We start from the raw sequence: 18727 nt of genomic DNA on the forward strand, positions 1-18727 counted from the left end.
GTGACCAGTCTGGGGCTCGAACCCAGGACCCTCTCCTTAAAAGGGAGATGCTCTACCAACTGAGCTAACTGGTCATTCAATTTTTTTCCTTGAATGCGGGTGCAAATATACTATCATTAATTTATTTTTCAAGAAGAATTTAATATAAATTTGCTTTTTATTTTAAATGCCCTTTTTTTCAGGCATAAATAACCTAAAATTTAGTTTATGAATATTATTTTATTGGGGTATATGGGATGTGGTAAATCTTCGATTGGCAGGGATTTAGCTGATAAGTTAAAAATGAAATGCCTTGATCTGGATGATTATATTGAATCTCAAGAAAAAAAAACGATATCTCAGATTTTTGAAGATAATGGAGAAATATATTTTAGAAAAAAAGAAAATCAATATTTAAAAGAGGTTCTAGAAACTAAAACTAATACCATAATTTCTTTAGGTGGAGGAACGCCTTGTTTTGCTGGAAACCTGGAAATTCTAAAGAATAGTAAAAATGCTAAAAGTGTATATCTAAAAACATCATTGCAGGAATTAGTGAATAGACTATTCAAAGAAAAAGAAAAACGACCACTTATAGAACATATATCATCTCAGGATGATCTTAAAGATTTTATTAGAAAACATCTTTTTGAGCGTTCATTTTATTATAATCAGGCCGAATATATAATTTCTACAGATGATAAAACTATTGAAGCTATAGCAACAGAAATACAGAATACCTTATTCTAATATAGCAAGATCATTTTCACCAAAAGTCACATTTACATGCTCGTGTAAAGAGGTAGATAAAGAAATACCTTTAAAATCTGCCTTGATAGGATATTTTTTATGATTTCGATTTACCAGAACCGCTGTTTTAAATCGTGTTAGTGGAACATCCAGAAAATGTTTAACTCCATAAACTAAAGCCGTTCCCGAATTAAGAACATCATCAGCTAAGACAAGCGATTTGTTTTTATATACTGATGAGGAAATGGATGTTTGAACTGTATTTTGAGGAGAAGATTTATCCATAGTTACCTCACAAAGAGTAACATTAATATCCGAAATATCTTCTAAAATTATTTTTAAACGTTGAGCAAAAATGTATCCGTTTTTTGCAATACCCGCAATAACAATCTCTTTTTCATTTACGTTAGTCTCATAAATCTGATAAGCTATTCGCTTAATCTTATGCTGAATTTGTTCATGAGTGAGAATGATATTGTCTTTAGCTTGCATAAGTAAACAGTATTAATTTTTTTTCAATTGCCCTCAAAGATAAAAAAGAGTTCGGTATCCATACGTGGAGGAATGGAATTATAACATTTTTCTAATGTTTTAATTTTGAAAAGTGGAGAGAATAGAGCTATGTATTCTTTTTTATTTCCTCCAAATGGAGGGCCGGATTTTTCGAAATAAGTATCAAAAAGTAGTCCGATTAATTTTCCGCTTGGTTTTAGTAGAGATTTCATTCTAGAAACATATGCTTTCCTTTGATCTGGTAATAAGGCGCAGAAAAAAGTTTGTTCTATGATAATATCGAATTGGTCGTGTAAACTGAAAAAATCTCCATATAGTATTTGAGACTTGGGAAAATTGGGTTGTTTTTCTTGAAATTTGTTAAGTGTTTCTTTAACAAAATCTAAGATATATATGTTTTTAAACCCTTTTTCAAATAAAAATACTGCTTCATGAGCATTTCCGCATCCTGGAATTAATATTTTAATATCTTTATTATCCAATTGATCGAAATATGATATAATTGGAGGAGATGCGTATCCAATATCCCAACCTGTTTGGTGTAGTTTATATTTATTACTCCAGAAATGCGAATCTAACTTCATTCTTCACTATCGGTATCATTAGGTTCTTCAAACCAATCATCTATATCTCTTCGATCTTTTTTAGTAGGTCTACCGGTACCTCTTTTTCTATAATAATCTTTGGAGTAATTCAAAAGATCTAATTTTTGCAACGCTTCTGCAGGAGTTACGTCTTTACGGTATATGTCGACTAGCTTAGCGCCGAGTCGGCTTTTTGGTGTGTCTAAAACAACTAGTTCGTAATTAAGTTGGTTTTTACGAACAGTAATTTTATCAGTGGGGTATATTTCTCTGGATGGTTTTACAATATCTCCGTTTACACGAACTTTACCTTCTTTACAAGCCTTTGTAGCAATACTACGTGTCTTGAAATATCTGATACACCATAAATATTTATCAACTCGCATAAAAAATGATTAAAAAATGCGTTTTATCTATAATAATAGTTCAGCAAAAGTACAAGAAAATTGTATCTTGCGCCTTCAAAAAAGCAATCAGATGAAAGTAAGAAGATATATTTTTGCCATTGGAGTTGTTGTTTCAGCCTTATTTGCCTGTAATAACGATGATGATGATGGTTTTATTAGTATTCCTCCAAGGGACTTTACGGAACAGCAAGCAGATGAGGATCCAATAATACAAGACTATTTAAAGACACATTTTTTTACTTTAGTAGATAATGAAGCAAATCCAGATTATCAAGTTGTGCAGTTTGATACTATTGCTGGAGATAATAGTGGTCAGACTTCTATTTGGGATTCCGGATTGTTAGAAACTAAAGTGATTAACCTTAATGAAGTAGATTATACATTATATATTCTAAAAAGGAATAATGGAGCAATATCCGAACGTAAACCGACCTTTGCAGATTCAGCATTTGTAACATACAGGGGAGAGATTTTTTATGATAACGTAGATCAGGATGGAGATGGTATTCCTGATAATGCAGATGTAGATGCGGATGGAGATAATGAGCCTGACAATATAAGTGATTCAGAAACTAAAACGGATAGTGATGGAGATGGAATTGCAGATGATGCTGACGCTGATGATGATGGAATAGAAGGAACAGATGAAGGAAAAGTAGATTCGGATGGAGATGGAATAATAGATGAAAAGGATCAGGTAGATAATAATAATCCCGATAGAAGAATTTTTGATAGTGCCGTTACACCAGTATGGTTTGATTTAAATGGTGTTGTACCAGGATTTAGAGAAGGAACAGTTGAGGTTAGTGGCGCATCAGGGTTTGTAGAGAATCCAGACAATGGTACTGTGGATTATAATATGGACTTTGGTGATTTTACGGTATTTATGCCTTCCGGACTAGCTTATTTCAATGAGATACAAACAGGTATTCCCCAATATTCACCTCTTATATTTAGTATCCAATTATACGGAATGAATCAAACAGATCACGATAGTGATGGTATACCTTCTTATTTAGAAGATTTAGAGGCTGATTCTGATTTAACTGTCGATAGAGATGGCGATGGAGACCCTACAAATGATATAGGTGATAGAAACTTGTCCAATGATGATACCGATGGAAGTGTAGTTCCTAATTTTTTTGATATAGATGATGATGGTGATGGAACGTTAACCATGGATGAAGTAACAGTTGATGATGCTAATGAAGATGGTTTTATTGATATAGATTTAGGTGAGATTATCTTTTATGATGATGATGGTGATGGAATACCAAACCATTTAGATTCTGACGATAGTGATCCTAAGAATGACTAACAATAAAAAAACTCTGGTATTTACCAGAGTTTTTTTATACATATAATCTCAGAAATTATAAGTCTAACGCTAAGCTTATAATAAATTGATTTGGTCTGGAATCTACTCTGATCGTTTGGCCTGTGTTTTCGTCAATTGTTTGAGCTTGGTTTTCGGTAATTCCTCTTTCGTACCTTAGGTCAATATTAAGACGTCTTATCTGTAATCCAACTCCGAATTGAAGGCCAACAGTGAATTCATTTTTTACGTCGCTTAATCTAACATCTTCTAAGTCATTATCTACAATGTATTGTAAAGAAGGACCGCCAAAAACGTGCAAAGGTCCTAAAAGGTATACTCCAGCCAAAATAGGTAGATCTAGTTTCTTTATATTGTAATCTAATTTTCTGTTGTCAAAAGAATAAGAGCTACTATTCTGAGTATATTGCAGTTCTGGTTTTAAATAAAAACTGTCGGTAATATCTCCTCTTAAGAAAATTCCAATGTGATAACCTACACGATCATCAGCATTTTCAGATAGTAAATTACCTCCAGCATTTGTAAGGTCATTAAATTCAATTTTACCGTTATCTCCGTAATTAAGACCAGCTTTTACCCCGAAGTTTATGCCTTTTTTTTGGGCGATTGCTGAGAAAGAAATGAGTAGAATCAAAAATACTAATACATTTTTCATTTTAAATGAGTTTTAAAAGATGAATAAATAATTAAATATTTTTTTGGTTGTGGTAAGTATATCTTCCATAACGAAAATAGAAACTAATTATTCTGTAATTCAATAAAAAAAAGCCTTCTGCGATGAACAGAAGGCTTTTGAATATAAGCTTATGCTTAAAAGCTTGTTTGTTATTTTCTCTTTATAACTTTTTCTACAGCATTGGTTATAGCTTCAGCATTTAATCCATATTTTTCCATTAGCTGTGCTGGAGTTCCACTTTCTCCAAAAGTATCATTAGTAGCAATGAATTCCTGAGGTGTAGGGTGATTTAGTGCCAATACTCTGGATACACTTTCTCCAAGTCCTCCTAAAAAGTTGTGTTCCTCTGCGGTAACAATACAACCTGTTTTCTTAACAGAGTTCAAGATAGCTTCGTCATCCAGCGGTTTTATAGTATGGATATTAATTACTTCAGCGCTAATGCCTTTTTCATGCAAAGTTTCGGCAGCTTGTAATGCTTCCCATACCAAATGTCCTGTAGCTACAATAGTAACATCAGTTCCTTCTTGTAGATGAACCGCTTTACCAATTTCAAATTTTTGATCTTCAGGAGTGAAATTAGCTACTTTAGGTCTACCGAAACGTAAGTATACAGGTCCTTCGTAATCTGCAATTGCAATAGTAGCGGCTTTGGTCTGGTTGTAATCACAAGGATTGATTACTACCATTCCTGGTAACATTTTCATCAATCCAATATCTTCTAAAATTTGATGTGTTGCACCATCTTCTCCTAATGTTAAACCCGCGTGAGAAGCACAGATTTTTACGTTTTTCCCACTATAAGCAATAGATTGGCGTATCTGATCGTATACACGACCTGTAGAAAAGTTAGCAAATGTTCCAGTAAACGGAATTTTACCTCCAATAGTTAAACCGGCAGCGATCCCCATCATATTCGCTTCAGCAATTCCGATCTGAAAAAATCGATCCGGATTGTTTGCTATAAAAGCATCCATTTTTAAAGAACCTATAAGATCTGCACAAAGTGCAACAACATTTTCATTTGTTTTTCCAAGTACTTCAAGACCAGCTCCAAAACCAGAACGAGTGTCATTTTTTCCTGTGTCTATATATTTTTTCATGTATGTTTTTTTTAAGTAATTCCTGTTTTACAGAAATCTCTTTGTATGCCTTAATAGTCTCCTAAGGTTTCAGGGTTTTGAGCCAAACCTATTTCTAATTGCTCATCATTTGGAGCTTTACCATGCCACGCATGAGTATGCATCATAAAATCTACTCCATTACCCATAACCGTGTGCATTAAAATACAAACAGGTTTTCCTTTTCCTGTTCTGCTTTTTGCTTCTTTAAGGCCTTCTATAACAGCAGTAATATTATTTCCTTCTTTGATTTCCATAACATCCCAACCAAAGGCTTCAAATTTAGCTCTTAAACTACCTAGCGGTAATACATCATCAGTAGATCCATCAATTTGCTGACCATTAAGATCTATAGTAGAAATAAGGTTGTCTACTTTTTTTCCAGCCGCATACATAGCAGCTTCCCAAACTTGACCTTCTTGTAGTTCCCCATCTCCATGCAGACTGTATACAATATGATTGTCATTATTTAGTTTTTTTGCTTGTGCTGCCCCAATAGCAACAGACATTCCTTGTCCAAGAGATCCCGAAGCAATTCGAATACCCGGAAGACCTTCATGTGTAGTAGGATGTCCCTGAAGTCTACTATTGATTAGTCTAAAAGTATTTAACTCTTCTACCGGAAAATATCCGCTTCTTGCTAATACGCTATAGTACACTGGAGAAATATGACCATTAGATAAGAAAAAAAGATCTTCTTCTTTTCCATCCATATCAAATCCATCTTTTCTTTCTAGAATTTCTTGATAAAGAGCGACAAAAAATTCTGTACATCCCAGAGAACCTCCTGGATGTCCTGAGTTTACTTTGTGAACTTGTCGTAGAATATCTCTACGTACCTGAGTTACAAAATCTTCTAATTGTTGTGTTTTTGGCATTGTAATGCTAATTGGCTTAATGATTAAGGCGCAAAAATACAGGTTTTGATTACCGTGGCAAAATGTCTGAACACCTTTTAATTAAGATACTATTGTTAATAACGAAAAGTTTTCGGAAACTTCGCTTTATCAAAGTAGTTTTAGTTAGTTATCTTTGCGCTCTACGAAATAAAAATTATGCAATTCGACCTATTATCTACGGATCCACAAAGTAAGGCTAGAGCTGGAAAAATAACGACTGATCATGGAGTTATCGAGACTCCAATTTTTATGCCTGTTGGTACCATAGGGACTGTTAAAGGGGTTCATCAAAGAGAGTTAAAAAATGATATCAATCCCGATATAATTTTGGGAAATACATATCATTTATATTTAAGACCTCAAACTCCTATTTTAGAAAAAGCAGGAGGATTACATAAGTTTATGAATTGGGATCGAAATATTCTTACAGATAGTGGAGGGTATCAGGTATATTCATTATCTGCAAATCGAAAAATCAAGGAGGAAGGAGTTAAATTTAAATCACATATAGATGGTTCTTATCACGTTTTTACTCCAGAAAATGTGATGGAAATACAGCGTACTATTGGAGCTGATATTATCATGGCTTTTGATGAATGTACTCCATATCCTTGTGATTATAGATATGCAAAAAGAAGTATGCATATGACACACAGGTGGTTAGATAGATGTATGCAACATCTCGAAAAAATTCCTGTTAAATATGGATATGATCAGACTTTTTTTCCGATTGTACAAGGGAGTACTTATAAAGACCTAAGAAGACAGTCGGCAGAATATATTGCTAATGCAGGAGCAGAAGGTAATGCGATTGGAGGATTATCTGTAGGTGAACCTGCTGATGAAATGTATGCAATGACAGAAGTAGTAACCGAAATTTTGCCAGAAGATAAACCTAGATATTTAATGGGTGTGGGAACGCCTATTAATATTTTAGAAAATATCGCTTTGGGGGTTGATATGTTTGATTGTGTAATGCCAACACGTAATGGAAGAAATGGAATGTTGTTTACGGCACATGGAACCATAAATATAAAGAACAAAAAGTGGGAAGACGATTTTTCGCCAATTGATGAAATGGGAATTACGTATGTAGATACAGAATATTCTAAAGCGTATTTAAAACATCTTTTTACTGTAAATGAATTATTAGGTAAACAAATAGCTACCATTCATAATTTAGGGTTTTATTTATGGTTGACTCGAGAAGCAAGAAAACATATCTTAGCAGGAGATTTTTATTCCTGGAAAAATATGATGGTTAAACAAATGGATAAAAGACTATAATTTGAAAATATTAGACTGGTACATACTTAAAAGATATTTGGGAACATTTTTTACAATGATTCTCATGTTTATCCCAATCGGTATCATTGTAGACCTCTCAGAAAAAATTGATAATATATTAGAGCATAAAGCACCCTTTGCTGCTGTTGCATCTTATTATCTCGATTTCACAATATATTTCGCAAACCTATTATTTCCATTATTTGTTTTTCTTTCTGTGATTTGGTTTACGTCTAAATTGGCGAATAAAACAGAGATTATTGCTTTTTTAAGTTCGGGTGTTTCGTTTTGGAGATTTCTTAGACCTTATATGATAGGAGCTATTTTAATTTGTTTAGGAGCCTTGGCAATGGGATTGTTTTTAGCGCCTAAAGCAAGTCAGGGATTTAATGAATTTAAATATACATATTTAAAGAAAGGTAAAAAAGTACAAGAAACCAGGAATGTATACCGACAATTAAATGATAGTATTTTTTTGTATGCTAATGATTTTAAGCCACTTAAGAAAAAGGCCAATAACTTTACATTAGAATATTTTGATGGTAATAAGTTGGTAACCAAAATTTCTGCAAGAACGATAACTTTTAAGGATAGCATTTATGAACTAAGAGATTTTGTAAAACGAACAGTTTTAGAAAATGAAGATATTATCGAGAAGGCCAGAAAAAAAGATACTGTGTTACCTTTTAATATTGATGAATTCACACCAGTGACTTATGTAGCGGAAACACTTAACTATGTAGAATTAAGTAAATTTATAGAAAAAGAAAGCAAAAGAGGGTCATCTGATATTAATCGTTACAAAGTGGTAGCTTACAAAAGATGGAGTATTCCTGTTTCGGCATTTATTCTAACGGTTATAGGAGTTGCGGTTTCCTCGATGAAAAGAAGAGGAGGAATGGGAGTAAACCTTGCTGTTGGTATTTCGTTAGCCTTTGTTTTTATCTTTTTTGATAAAGTATTAGGTACTATGGCTAATCAATCTGATTTTCCACCTTTGGTCGCTGTATGGTTTCCCAATGTTTCTTTTGGAATTTTAGCTATTTATTTATTGTATAATGCCAAACGTTAAGCTTCAGAATTACCTGCATTTTCATTTTATAGTTTTTGTATGGGGGTTTACGGCAATCCTTGGAGAATTAATTTCCATTGATGCGTTACCCTTAGTATGGTATAGAATGTTTATGGCATCAGGATTTATATATATCTATATTTATTTAAGAAAGATCTCTTTAAAAATTTCCACAAAGCTTTTGATTACTTTATGTATTGCTGGAGCAATTATAGCATTACATTGGATTACTTTTTTTGCAGCAATAAAAGTATCTAATGTTTCTATAACTTTAGCTGTGTTATCTACTGGAGCGTTTTTTACTTCAATTTTAGAACCTATTTTTTATAAACGTAAACTGATATGGTATGAGGTCTTATTCGGCCTTATGGTGATTTGTGGACTCTATATCATTTTTAACGTAGAAGGGGATTATTTTTTAGGTATTATATATGCGTTGTGTTCTGCTTTTTTGTCTTCAGTTTTTTCATTGATCAACGGAAAGATTGCAAAGCAGTATGCGCCATCAATGATTTCTTTTTACGAATTATTATGTGGTGTTGGTTTTGTGACCATTTATTTAATTGGAGTATCCTTTTTAGGCAACGAGAATGAAGGTTTTTCAATGGCTTTCTTTCAATTGTCTTCTACGGATTGGGTGTATCTTATTATTTTAGCTTCAATTTGTACAGCGTATGCTTTTATTGGTTCTGTTCAGGTAATGAAATACTTAAGTCCATATACAGTAATGTTAACGATTAATCTGGAGCCGATTTATGGAATCGTATTAGCATATTTAATTTTTGGTGATTCAGAAAAAATGAATCCCGGATTTTACTACGGAGCCCTTATTATATTAGGCACTGTCGTATTAAACGGAATATTTAAGAACATTAAAAAAATAAAAAGACAAAGGTCTTAATACTAGTTTAACAAGTATTGTTTTATATTTGTCTGCTAACCCTAGTTAAAAAATAAAAATATATTCTTGATATGGAATATTTAGAATTTGAACTCCCCATAAAAGAACTCGAGGAACAATTTGAGAAGGCTTGCGCTATAGGAGCGGAGAGTGACGTTGATGTTACTGATACCTGTAAGCAAATCGAAAAGAAGTTGAACGAGACAAAAAAGGAAATTTATAAAAACCTTACTGCTTGGCAGAGAGTACAATTATCCAGACATCCATCTAGGCCATATACCTTAGATTACATTAACGCAATCTGTGGTGAATCTTTTTTAGAATTACACGGAGATCGTAATGTTAAAGATGATAAGGCAATGATAGGAGGTCTTGGTAAGATTGGTGATCAAAGCTTTATGTTTATTGGCCAGCAAAAGGGATACAATACTAAAACAAGACAATATCGTAACTTCGGGATGGCTAATCCAGAAGGATATAGAAAAGCACTTCGATTAATGAAAAGTGCAGAGAAATTTAATATTCCTGTAGTAAGTTTTATAGATACACCTGGTGCTTATCCAGGTTTAGAAGCCGAAGAAAGAGGACAAGGAGAAGCTATTGCTAGAAATATCCTAGAAATGACTCGTCTTAAAGTTCCTATTATTGTTATCATTATTGGAGAAGGAGCCAGTGGTGGAGCATTAGGAATAGGAGTAGGAGATAAAGTGTTAATGCTAGAGAATTCTTGGTACTCAGTTATTTCTCCAGAGAACTGTTCTTCTATTTTATGGAGAAGTTGGGAGCAAAAAGAAATTGCAGCAGAAGCTTTAAAATTAACCGCAAAAGATAGTGCTAAACTTAAAGTTGTGGACGAAATCGTGAGAGAACCACTTGGTGGAGCTCATAGTGATCGTGAAAAAACATTTAAAGCTGTGCGAGACAAAATTTTATCGTCTTTTGATGAGATGAAAAACTTATCACCAGAAGAATTGGTAGAAAAACGTATGGATAAATATGCAAATATGGGAGTCTTTAAAGGCTAACCCCTAATAAATCACTTGACACAAAAATCTGAAGTTTTTGACTTCGGATTTTTTTATGCTTATTAACAATATAATTAAGTTATCAACAGTTCATTTGTTGATGACTGGTGGACATTCATTATCTTTGTATAGGGGCCATCTCTTTACAATTTTTTTACATTCGTGGTTATGGAAAAAGTACAGCAAGCGCAGCAATCTAATTATGGTCGGGGGAACGTAATTTCGCTGGAAAAAGGAAAAATACCTCCTCAAGCAACTGATTTAGAGGAAGTTGTACTAGGAGCAATGATGATTGATAAGAAAGGAGTTGATGAAATTATTGACATTCTTAATCCTGATGTCTTTTACAGAGAGTCTCATAAATACATTTTTGAAGCAATCTATAAACTCTTCGAAAATTCGGAGCCAATAGACTTATTAACGGTTTCTAGTCAACTTAAGAAGGACGCGAAACTGGAATTAGCAGGTGGGGAATTTTATCTCATACAATTAACCCAAAAGGTAGCATCTTCTGCACATATAGAGTTTCATGCACGTATAATTCTGCAGAAATATATTCAGCGTAGCCTCATCAAAATATCAAACGAAATCATAGAAGAATCTTATGATGAGACAGCTGATGTTTTTGATCTTTTGGATATGGCAGAATCTAGATTATATGAGGTAACTCAAGGAAATATCAAAAGATCGACAGAGACTGCACAAAATTTGGTAATCCAGGCTAAGAAAAAAATTCAGGAAATATCCAATAAAGAAGGAATGAGTGGAGTACCTTCTGGTTTTGATAAGTTAGATAAACTTACTTCCGGTTGGCAGCCAAGTGATTTAATTATTGTGGCAGCACGTCCTGGTATGGGTAAAACAGCCTTAACATTATCTATGGCAAGAAATATGGCTGTTGGAGCTAATATCCCAGTTGCGTTTTTCTCATTAGAGATGTCTTCTGTACAGTTGATTACTCGTTTGATTTCATCAGAGACCGGTCTTTCTTCAGAAAAATTGCGTACTGGTAAGTTGGAAAAGCACGAATGGGAACAACTGAATGTGAAAGTTAAAGATTTAGAGAAAGCACCACTTTTTATTGATGACACACCTTCACTTTCTATTTTTGATTTAAGAGCAAAAGCACGTCGTCTTTCTTCTCAACACGGTATAAAAATGATCGTAATTGATTATTTACAGTTAATGACAGCAGGTGGAAGTGGAAAGAATGGAAATCGTGAACAAGAGATTTCGACAATTTCTCGTAACCTTAAGGCATTAGCAAAAGAATTGAATATACCAGTTATCGCATTATCCCAGCTATCACGTGCGGTAGAAACCCGTGGAGGAAGTAAACGACCATTATTAAGTGATCTAAGGGAATCTGGAGCGATAGAGCAAGATGCAGATATTGTTGCATTTATATTTAGACCAGAATATTATAAGATAGATGAATGGGATGATGAAGAAAGATCTCCTACTCAGGGCCAAGGAGAATTTATAGTTGCTAAGCACCGTAATGGTGGTTTAGAAAATATTAGGTTAAAATTTATTGGTCACTTAGGTAAATTTGATAACTTAGATGACTTTAGTACTCCTTTTGAGTTTCATTCTAAAATGAATGATGGCAAAGAAGAAGATGATCCTTTTAGTACAAGCCATCTTCCTAGTGCAGATGAAGCTTTTGGGAGTAGCATAAATGACTCTAATGATGATGATGACGTTCCTTTCTAAAATAAAGTATAAGTTTCTAATTTATACGTTACTATTTTTCCTTTCTTTTCAATCATATGCTTCATATGTATTAATTCCTATGGATGCAGAAGGTCAACAAAATCACCTGAAAGCTTATGGAATTACGTATTGGACGCTAAGTAAAGATCTTAAGGTAAAATGGCTACTTAATTATAGAGGAGGCTCCTTTCTTTTACCTGATACAGAGAATATCAGGAAAGAATGTACGATTAGAGGAGTTTCTTATGAAGTGTTAAGTGATTCTGATACAGAGGAAATTTTAGCAGAAATTAGTAGTCCATCTAAAAATATGGAGGCTGTTGTATTAGAAAAAGCCCCAAAGATAGCGGTATATTCTCCAAAAGGAAATCAACCCTGGGATGATGCAGTAACCATGGTACTTACTTTTGCGGAAATTCCTTATGAAACGGTATATGACAAAGAGGTATTAGAAGATAATTTAATACTATTTGATTGGTTACATCTACACCACGAAGATTTCACAGGACAGTATGGTAAGTTTTATGCTTCATACAGAGCAGCTCCTTGGTACATAAGAGAAAAGGCTCAAGCGGAAAAATTAGCTAGTGATTTGGGATATCAAAAAGTTTCTCAAGAAAAATTAGGCGTTGCTCTAAAAATTAGAGATTATGTTGTTGGAGGAGGATTTATGTTTGCAATGTGTAGTGCCACAGATAGTTTTGAGATAGCATTAGCGGCAGAAGGAGTAGATATATGTGAACCAATGTTCGACGGAGATCCTAGTGAGCCAGGATACCAATCTAAAATTGATTACAATAAAACCTTTGCGTTTAAAGATTTTACATTAGAGAGAAGCCCTAATGTATATGAGTTTTCTTCTATTGATATGACTCGGAAACGTCGTATTTCTAAAACTACCGATTATTTTACACTAATGGATTTTTCGGCAAAATGGGATCCGATTCCAACAATGCTTTGTCAGAATCATACAGCGCTGGTAAAAGGATTTATGGGACAAACCACAGCATATGATCCGAGCGAAATCAAGTCGAATGTATTAGTTCTGGGAGAAAACAGAACTAATAATGAAGCTAGATATATTCATGGAATCAAAGGAAAAGGTTTTTTTACTTTTTATGGAGGTCACGATCCAGAAGATTACCAGCATAGAGTAGGGGATCCAAAAACAGAATTAGAATTACACCCTAATTCTCCTGGCTATCGTTTGATTCTTAATAATGTTCTTTTTCCTGCTGCTAAAAAGAAAAAACAAAAAACCTAATTGTTTTCAATCTCAATTTCCATTAGACTATAAAATCACGGTTTATAGGGTGATGCAAGTATATGACATTTTGTAGTTTTGATCCTATGGTAAAAAAAATCATAATGATAGTTGCTATTTTGTTTGTGTCAATAGGTGCTTTATGTGTTTATGGAGTATATCGTTTTTTTAACCCTTTCGGGAAAGTGGTTAATGAAGAGTTATCAGATTCTTACTACTATACAAGAGATAATAAGGGTATTGTGTATAGTCCGATGGGGAATTGGTTTTCACTTGGTAAACATGAAATGGAAGTAGATCTTTCTACTTTTCAGGTTTTAGGTAGAGATTATGCAAAAGACGAGAATCATGCTTATTTTAAATCCAGAGTCATAAATACTCCTGTAGATATTCCTTCCTTCGAAGTGAAATCAGGTTTTATGCCCATAGATAAAAATCATGTGTATGTCTTAGTTGATGATCTTTATTATTTAGATACTTCAGAAGCAGAAGCATTTGAAGTTCTAGAAGGAGCAGATGCTCAGACTTATGAGCAACTCAGTTATGATTTCGCAAAAGATAAAAATTTCATTTATCGTAATAATGAAAAGTGTACAGTGGTAGATCGTGAGTCTTTTGAAATTATAAATGATCAGTTTTGTAAAGATGTTAAAGGAGTTTACCATTATCAATATGGAGAACCTCTATTGAAAATTGATGGAGCTAATATTTCTGAAACAATTTCACTTACAAGATCTCATATTAGAGATGATAGGAATATTTATTTTTATCTGTCTTATAGAGGAGGTGATTATATCCAAGAAGTCATAAAGCTTCCTTTTAAAAATAGTGATGAAATTATATTTTTTGATGATGCCTCTCTTTTAAAAATTGACAATCAAATTTTTTATGATGGTCTACTAATCAATAAGGCAGATGCATCATCATTTAGCGAATTAGAATATGGATACGCAAAAGATATACATCATGTTTTCTTTCAGGGTGAAATTATAGAAGGAGCTGATGTGAGTACTTTTAAGTACAATACTTACAATTACACTTTTTCGGATAAAAACTTTATATACGAAGTAGGAAAGAAAGTAAAGAAGAAGTAATTTATGATAAATTGTAAGGTTTAGAAAACAATACGACTATTGAAATCTTAAACTATAACCTTACATTCAAAATGAAAAAAACAATAGTATTTACTTTAATCTTAAGTGTTTTATTTTCTTGTAAAGAAACTCCTAAAACAGAAAAAGAAGTTGTTGTAGAAGAAAAAGAGGAAGTAATAATTCCTGATCGCTCTAAAGATTTCCCAACGGATATAGCCGCTGTTTTTGAGGCTCATGGAGGAATTAAAGCTTTTGATCAACAAAACGCACTTGTTTTTGAACTGTCTAATCCGGAAGGTAATGAAAAGCACACTACGGATCTCAAGACAAGACATGCTCGTATAGAAACAGATAAATTTGCATTAGGTTTTGATGGGGAAGAAGCTTGGATAGAACAAGATTCTACTTATTTTAAAGGAAATCCTCGTTTTTATCATAATTTGATGTTTTATTTTTATGCAATGCCCTTTGTGTTGGGGGATGAAGGTATTTCTTACGAAAAAGTAGATGACTTGAAGGTAGGAGATATATCCTATCCAGGTTATAAGATATCTTATGGAGAAGAAATTGGAGATTCTCCAAAAGATAATTACTTCTTGTATTATGATGCTGAGTCTCATAAAATGAAATATTTAGGGTATACGGTAACGTTTTTTAGTAAAGAAAGTAGCGAAAAGATAAGTTTGATAGAATATACTGACTGGAATGATGTTAATGGCTTGTTACTTCCTAAAACGTTAAAATGGAGAGAATATAAAGAAGGTGTTGTTGGTGATGTCAGAAGTGAAAGAAATTTTGTGAATGCTTCTGCAAGTATAGAAAAAATGGATCCATCTATATTTAGTAAATCAAAAGAAAAGAAAGAAGATACTATGTAAGAAGTATCAATATTGAAAAAGAAAAGTTGTTTTATTAAGCCCTATTGTTAATAGCAATAGGGCTCTTTTTGTAAATTAAACAAAACTTTTTTTCGTAAAAGTTATCATATCATTTTTAGGATATGGTAATTTTTTGCTCTCATTGTCTATTTGTATTGCGAAATAATCATTTTTAATAAGCTTTTTAACAAGAGTGTCATGAAGTCACTTTAAGCACATTTTTATAATTAGTTAATTTTATACCGTTTATTTAATTCTATTTACGAAAACGATATAGTAACACACGCAAAAACTAATTTTATGTATACAGAACTTACTACGAGCAATAGGATATTGATGGGGCCTGGACCATCTGATGCGCATCCTAGAGTACTCAAAGCAATGTCCACGCCATTAATAGGTCACTTAGATCCAGAATTTGTAACTATTATGGATGAGGTTAAGACGATGGTTCAGGAAACTTTTATGACTCAAAATAATATGACATTTGTTGTTTCTGCTCCAGGAAGTGCAGGTATGGAAACCTGTTTGATCAATTTATTAGAACCTGGAGATGAGGCCATCATTTGTATTAATGGTGTGTTTGGAGGCAGAATGGCTGATATAGCGGAAAGATGTGGTGCAAAAGTTCATAAGGTCGAAGTAAAGTGGGGAACTGTAATTACTCCTTCGGATATTAAAAAAGCATTAGATGTGTGTAAGAAACCAAAATTAGTAGCACTAGTTCATGCAGAAACTTCTACCGGAGCATTACAACCGCTAAAAGAAATAAGTGACTTGGTGCATAATGCAGGTGGATTATTGATGGTAGATGCAGTAACTTCATATTGTGGTATGGAATTACGAGTAGATGATTGGAATATTGATGCGATTTATACAGGTACACAAAAAAATCTAAGCGCACCTCCAGGATTATCTCCCGTTAGTTTTTCGGATGATGCATTGAAAGCTTTGGAAAATAGAAAAACAAAAGTACAAAGCTGGTTTCTGGATTTAAGTTTAGTAAAAAACTATTGGGGTGGCGCAAAACGTGCCTATCACCATACAGCTCCAGTTTCTTCTGTTTATGCATTAAGAGAATCTCTTAGGATTGTTTTAGAAGAAGGGCTAGAAAATAGGTGGAAAAGACATAAAGACGTCCATCAGGTTTTGAAAACCAAATTGGAGAATTTAGGATTTGAATATTTGGTTAAAGAACAATATAGATTACCCAATTTAAATGCAGTTTTTCTACCAGAAGGGAATGATGAAGCATTACTACGAAAAAGACTATTAAATGATTATAATATTGAAGTAGGAGGAGGTTTAGGTGATTTTGCCGGTAAGATATGGAGGATTGGTATTATGGGAGAAAGTTGTACTCTCAATCATGTAAATATGTTAGTTAGCGCACTTCAGGATATGAATGAGTTTAAAAGTTAGTATACTCGAAAATAGGGAGTGAAGTTTCACTGAAAACAGGGTGAGATTTGAGGTTAAAATTCACAAAATTTGTATACACAAAATAGTTAATCATTTTTTAATCTCTAAAACCTTATTCAATGAGTTCTATAGACAATGACCAAATGGTCGTAGAAATCTTAAACTTTTTTTATCCTAGAAATACAATCTCAGAACATGATGTTACAGATCAATTAGGTGATTTGGCAGCGGAAATGTACGCAGAAGCATTAGAAGCATCTGCAGCGATGCATTTAGTTCCTAGACCGACTTATACTCCATCAATGTCTTGGTTAGTAAAAGAAGGTGTAAAAGCATTCTGGCGATCAAGGGGAGAAGATGAAATATATGAATCCGTGAGAGTAACAGTAGCTCTTAAATACAAAAGCAAACACCAAATGAGTAAACTGGGAATTTAAAATAAAAAAGGAGGCATTTTTAAAAGTGCCTCCTTTTTTATTCAGTAGGTAGAAATAAATTATTTACTGTATTTATTGCTATATCGTTTCCAGAGTGTAGTCTGATGACTTTCTAAACTGATGTCTCTACCTTGGATAAAAGCTTTCTCTAATTGATTTGTTCGCATATCTAAAGCATCACCGATACTAATAAATAGTGTAGCATCTTTTCCTACTTCTAATGTACCCACCATATCGTCAATACCTAATATTTTAGCACTATTGCCAGTGATTAACTGCACTGCTTTTTCTTTGTCTAAACCATGTGCAGCAACAGTTCCTGCCTGAAAAGGAAGATTACGAGCGTTAGCTCGTTCCATCTGACCTGTATTTTGCAACCCTACTAATACGCCAGCATCCATTAGTAACTTTGCATTTTTATATGGCAAGTCATAATCATCATCTTCATAATTTGGTGTAGAATGCGTTCTTGTGAGTAGTACAGGAATGTTTTGTTGTTTTAATTGCGAGGCAACTTTGTAAGCTTCATCAGCTTCTACTAAAACTACCTTTTTTAGTCCTTGCTCTTTTGAAAAACTCAATGCATCTAAAATAGCTTTTTCGGCACTAACATGAATAAACAGAGTTTGTGTACCATTAAAAATATTTTGCATGGAAAGATGAGGTAAGTTTTCTTTACTTATATCAGATTTTATGGTTGCTTTTGCCTGATTCATATAATCTGTAAGAGCAGTTACTTGTTCTTGATATTTTTTATTTGGTTTAAACCCAGGATCTTCACCTAACCACCATCTTCCTCTGGTAAAAGGGCTAGGCCAATTCATATGAATTCCATCGTCTGTTTTAATGGCTGCATCTTCCCAGTTCCATGCATCTAATTGTACAATAGAAGAGGTTCCGGAAATCCATCCACCACGAGGCGTAGTTTGGGCAATTAGTACACCATTAGGCCTCATGCTTTCTACAATCTTACTCTCAGCATTATAAGCAATAATACTTCTAATATGTGGATTAAAGCCACCTATTTCACTGTCGTCATCAGTTGCTCTAACTGCGCCTATTTCGACAAGCCCTAAAGTTGAATTAGGAGCAATAAATCCTGGATACACATGTTTTCCAGTTGCATCAATTACTTTTCCTTTGCTGGCAATACTGCCATTAGTACCAACATTAATGATTTTTCCGTTTTCAAAAATTATGATACTATTCTCAATAACTTCACCATTACCTATGTGTGCTATTGCCCCAGTGATTGTGATTGCTTCGGTCTGAGATTTAGCTGGAGTTTGCTGTGCTGTTATATTTCCTAGCGAAAATAATAGTAACAACAATATGTATGATATGTTTTTCATTTTTTTACTTGGTG

At 33.5% G+C, this 18727-nt stretch carries 19 protein-coding genes and 1 tRNA gene; 12 read left to right on the forward strand and 8 right to left on the reverse strand.

All coding sequences use genetic code 11. The features are described from left to right. Position 1 precedes the first annotated feature (1 nt). Positions 2-74: transfer RNA gene (locus tag Q0829_RS23250), tRNA-Lys, on the reverse strand. A gap of 133 nt (positions 75-207) precedes the next feature. On the opposite strand from Q0829_RS23250, the gene Q0829_RS23255 reads away from it, so the two are divergent. Beyond that, positions 208-729 carry a shikimate kinase gene (locus Q0829_RS23255; protein WP_298547468.1) on the forward strand — a complete coding sequence of 174 codons (522 nt, stop codon included), beginning with the start codon at positions 208-210 and terminating at the stop codon, positions 727-729. Here the strand turns inward: Q0829_RS23255 and Q0829_RS23260 are convergent. The 3 genes from Q0829_RS23260 to Q0829_RS23270 are packed head-to-tail and all read right to left on the reverse strand — an operon-like array spanning position 721 to position 2212. Then, entirely contained in the window at positions 721-1221 is a 501-nt protein-coding gene (locus tag Q0829_RS23260; protein ID WP_298547471.1) for a phosphoribosyltransferase family protein, read from the reverse strand. The two genes, Q0829_RS23255 and Q0829_RS23260, sit on opposite strands and share 9 nt — an antisense overlap. 23 nt (positions 1222-1244) lie before the next feature. Beyond that, the gene (locus Q0829_RS23265) at positions 1245-1826 is read right to left on the reverse strand and encodes a methyltransferase domain-containing protein (protein WP_298547474.1); all 582 of its coding nucleotides are present in this window, start codon (positions 1824-1826) and stop codon (positions 1245-1247) included. Continuing rightward, complete coding sequence (locus tag Q0829_RS23270; protein ID WP_298547476.1) at positions 1823-2212, reverse strand: RNA-binding S4 domain-containing protein; 390 nt, start codon at positions 2210-2212, stop codon at positions 1823-1825. The genes Q0829_RS23265 and Q0829_RS23270 overlap by 4 nt, the downstream gene beginning before the upstream one ends. Before the next feature lie 91 nt (positions 2213-2303). On the opposite strand from Q0829_RS23270, the gene Q0829_RS23275 reads away from it, so the two are divergent. Further along, the gene (locus Q0829_RS23275; RefSeq protein WP_298547478.1) at positions 2304-3551 is read left to right on the forward strand and encodes a hypothetical protein; all 1248 of its coding nucleotides are present in this window, start codon (positions 2304-2306) and stop codon (positions 3549-3551) included. Positions 3552-3606: 55 nt separating this feature from the next. On the opposite strand, the gene Q0829_RS23280 is transcribed toward Q0829_RS23275, so the two are convergent. The 3 genes from Q0829_RS23280 to Q0829_RS23290 all read right to left on the reverse strand — a co-directional run bounded on the left by Q0829_RS23280 (position 3607) and on the right by Q0829_RS23290 (position 6244). Then, on the reverse strand, positions 3607-4224 hold the full coding sequence (locus Q0829_RS23280; RefSeq protein WP_298547480.1) for a porin family protein: 618 nt from the start codon (positions 4222-4224) through the stop codon (positions 3607-3609). Between the two features lie 170 nt (positions 4225-4394). Continuing rightward, positions 4395-5348 (reverse strand): transketolase C-terminal domain-containing protein, encoded by a 954-nt coding sequence (locus Q0829_RS23285; protein ID WP_298547482.1) that lies wholly within the window; start codon positions 5346-5348, stop codon positions 4395-4397. A gap of 50 nt (positions 5349-5398) precedes the next feature. Further along, positions 5399-6244: a transketolase gene (locus Q0829_RS23290; protein WP_298547484.1), complete on the reverse strand. Its 846-nt coding sequence runs from the start codon at positions 6242-6244 to the stop codon at positions 5399-5401. A 177-nt stretch (positions 6245-6421) separates the two neighbouring features. Here Q0829_RS23290 and tgt point away from each other — a divergent pair, with 177 nt between their 5' ends. The 10 genes from tgt (at position 6422) to Q0829_RS23340 (ending at position 17361) form a co-directional block, all read left to right on the forward strand. After that, positions 6422-7552, forward strand: coding sequence for a tRNA guanosine(34) transglycosylase Tgt (tgt, locus tag Q0829_RS23295; protein ID WP_298547487.1), 1131 nt, complete (start codon positions 6422-6424; stop codon positions 7550-7552). Between the two features lies 1 nt (position 7553). After that, on the forward strand, positions 7554-8624 hold the full coding sequence (locus tag Q0829_RS23300) for an LptF/LptG family permease (RefSeq protein WP_298547489.1): 1071 nt from the start codon (positions 7554-7556) through the stop codon (positions 8622-8624). After that, the gene (locus Q0829_RS23305; RefSeq protein WP_298547493.1) at positions 8611-9525 is read left to right on the forward strand and encodes a DMT family transporter; all 915 of its coding nucleotides are present in this window, start codon (positions 8611-8613) and stop codon (positions 9523-9525) included. Before Q0829_RS23300 ends, Q0829_RS23305 begins: the two co-directional genes overlap by 14 nt. Positions 9526-9596: 71 nt before the next feature. After that, the gene (locus Q0829_RS23310; RefSeq protein ID WP_298547496.1) at positions 9597-10550 is read left to right on the forward strand and encodes an acetyl-CoA carboxylase carboxyltransferase subunit alpha; all 954 of its coding nucleotides are present in this window, start codon (positions 9597-9599) and stop codon (positions 10548-10550) included. A gap of 168 nt (positions 10551-10718) precedes the next feature. Further along, on the forward strand, positions 10719-12266 hold the full coding sequence (gene dnaB / locus Q0829_RS23315) for a replicative DNA helicase (RefSeq protein ID WP_298547499.1): 1548 nt from the start codon (positions 10719-10721) through the stop codon (positions 12264-12266). Next, positions 12250-13530: an asparagine synthetase B gene (locus Q0829_RS23320; RefSeq protein WP_298548041.1), complete on the forward strand. Its 1281-nt coding sequence runs from the start codon at positions 12250-12252 to the stop codon at positions 13528-13530. Before dnaB ends, Q0829_RS23320 begins: the two co-directional genes overlap by 17 nt. Before the next feature lie 104 nt (positions 13531-13634). Continuing rightward, positions 13635-14624, forward strand: coding sequence for a DKNYY domain-containing protein (locus Q0829_RS23325; RefSeq protein ID WP_298547502.1), 990 nt, complete (start codon positions 13635-13637; stop codon positions 14622-14624). 71 nt (positions 14625-14695) lie between these two features. Then, the gene (locus tag Q0829_RS23330; RefSeq protein ID WP_298547504.1) at positions 14696-15502 is read left to right on the forward strand and encodes a DUF6503 family protein; all 807 of its coding nucleotides are present in this window, start codon (positions 14696-14698) and stop codon (positions 15500-15502) included. A gap of 300 nt (positions 15503-15802) precedes the next feature. Further along, a complete protein-coding gene (locus Q0829_RS23335; protein WP_298547505.1) occupies positions 15803-16924 on the forward strand; it encodes an alanine--glyoxylate aminotransferase family protein in 1122 nt (373 codons plus the stop codon). A gap of 119 nt (positions 16925-17043) precedes the next feature. After that, positions 17044-17361: a hypothetical protein gene (locus tag Q0829_RS23340; RefSeq protein ID WP_298547506.1), complete on the forward strand. Its 318-nt coding sequence runs from the start codon at positions 17044-17046 to the stop codon at positions 17359-17361. A 59-nt stretch (positions 17362-17420) separates the two neighbouring features. Here the strand turns inward: Q0829_RS23340 and Q0829_RS23345 are convergent, their stop codons facing one another. Then, on the reverse strand, positions 17421-18713 hold the full coding sequence (locus tag Q0829_RS23345) for an amidohydrolase family protein (RefSeq protein WP_298547508.1): 1293 nt from the start codon (positions 18711-18713) through the stop codon (positions 17421-17423). Between the last annotated feature and the right edge of the window lie 14 nt (positions 18714-18727).

Source organism: uncultured Aquimarina sp. (assembly GCF_947492405.1).
Classification (GTDB): Bacteria; Bacteroidota; Bacteroidia; order Flavobacteriales; family Flavobacteriaceae; genus Aquimarina.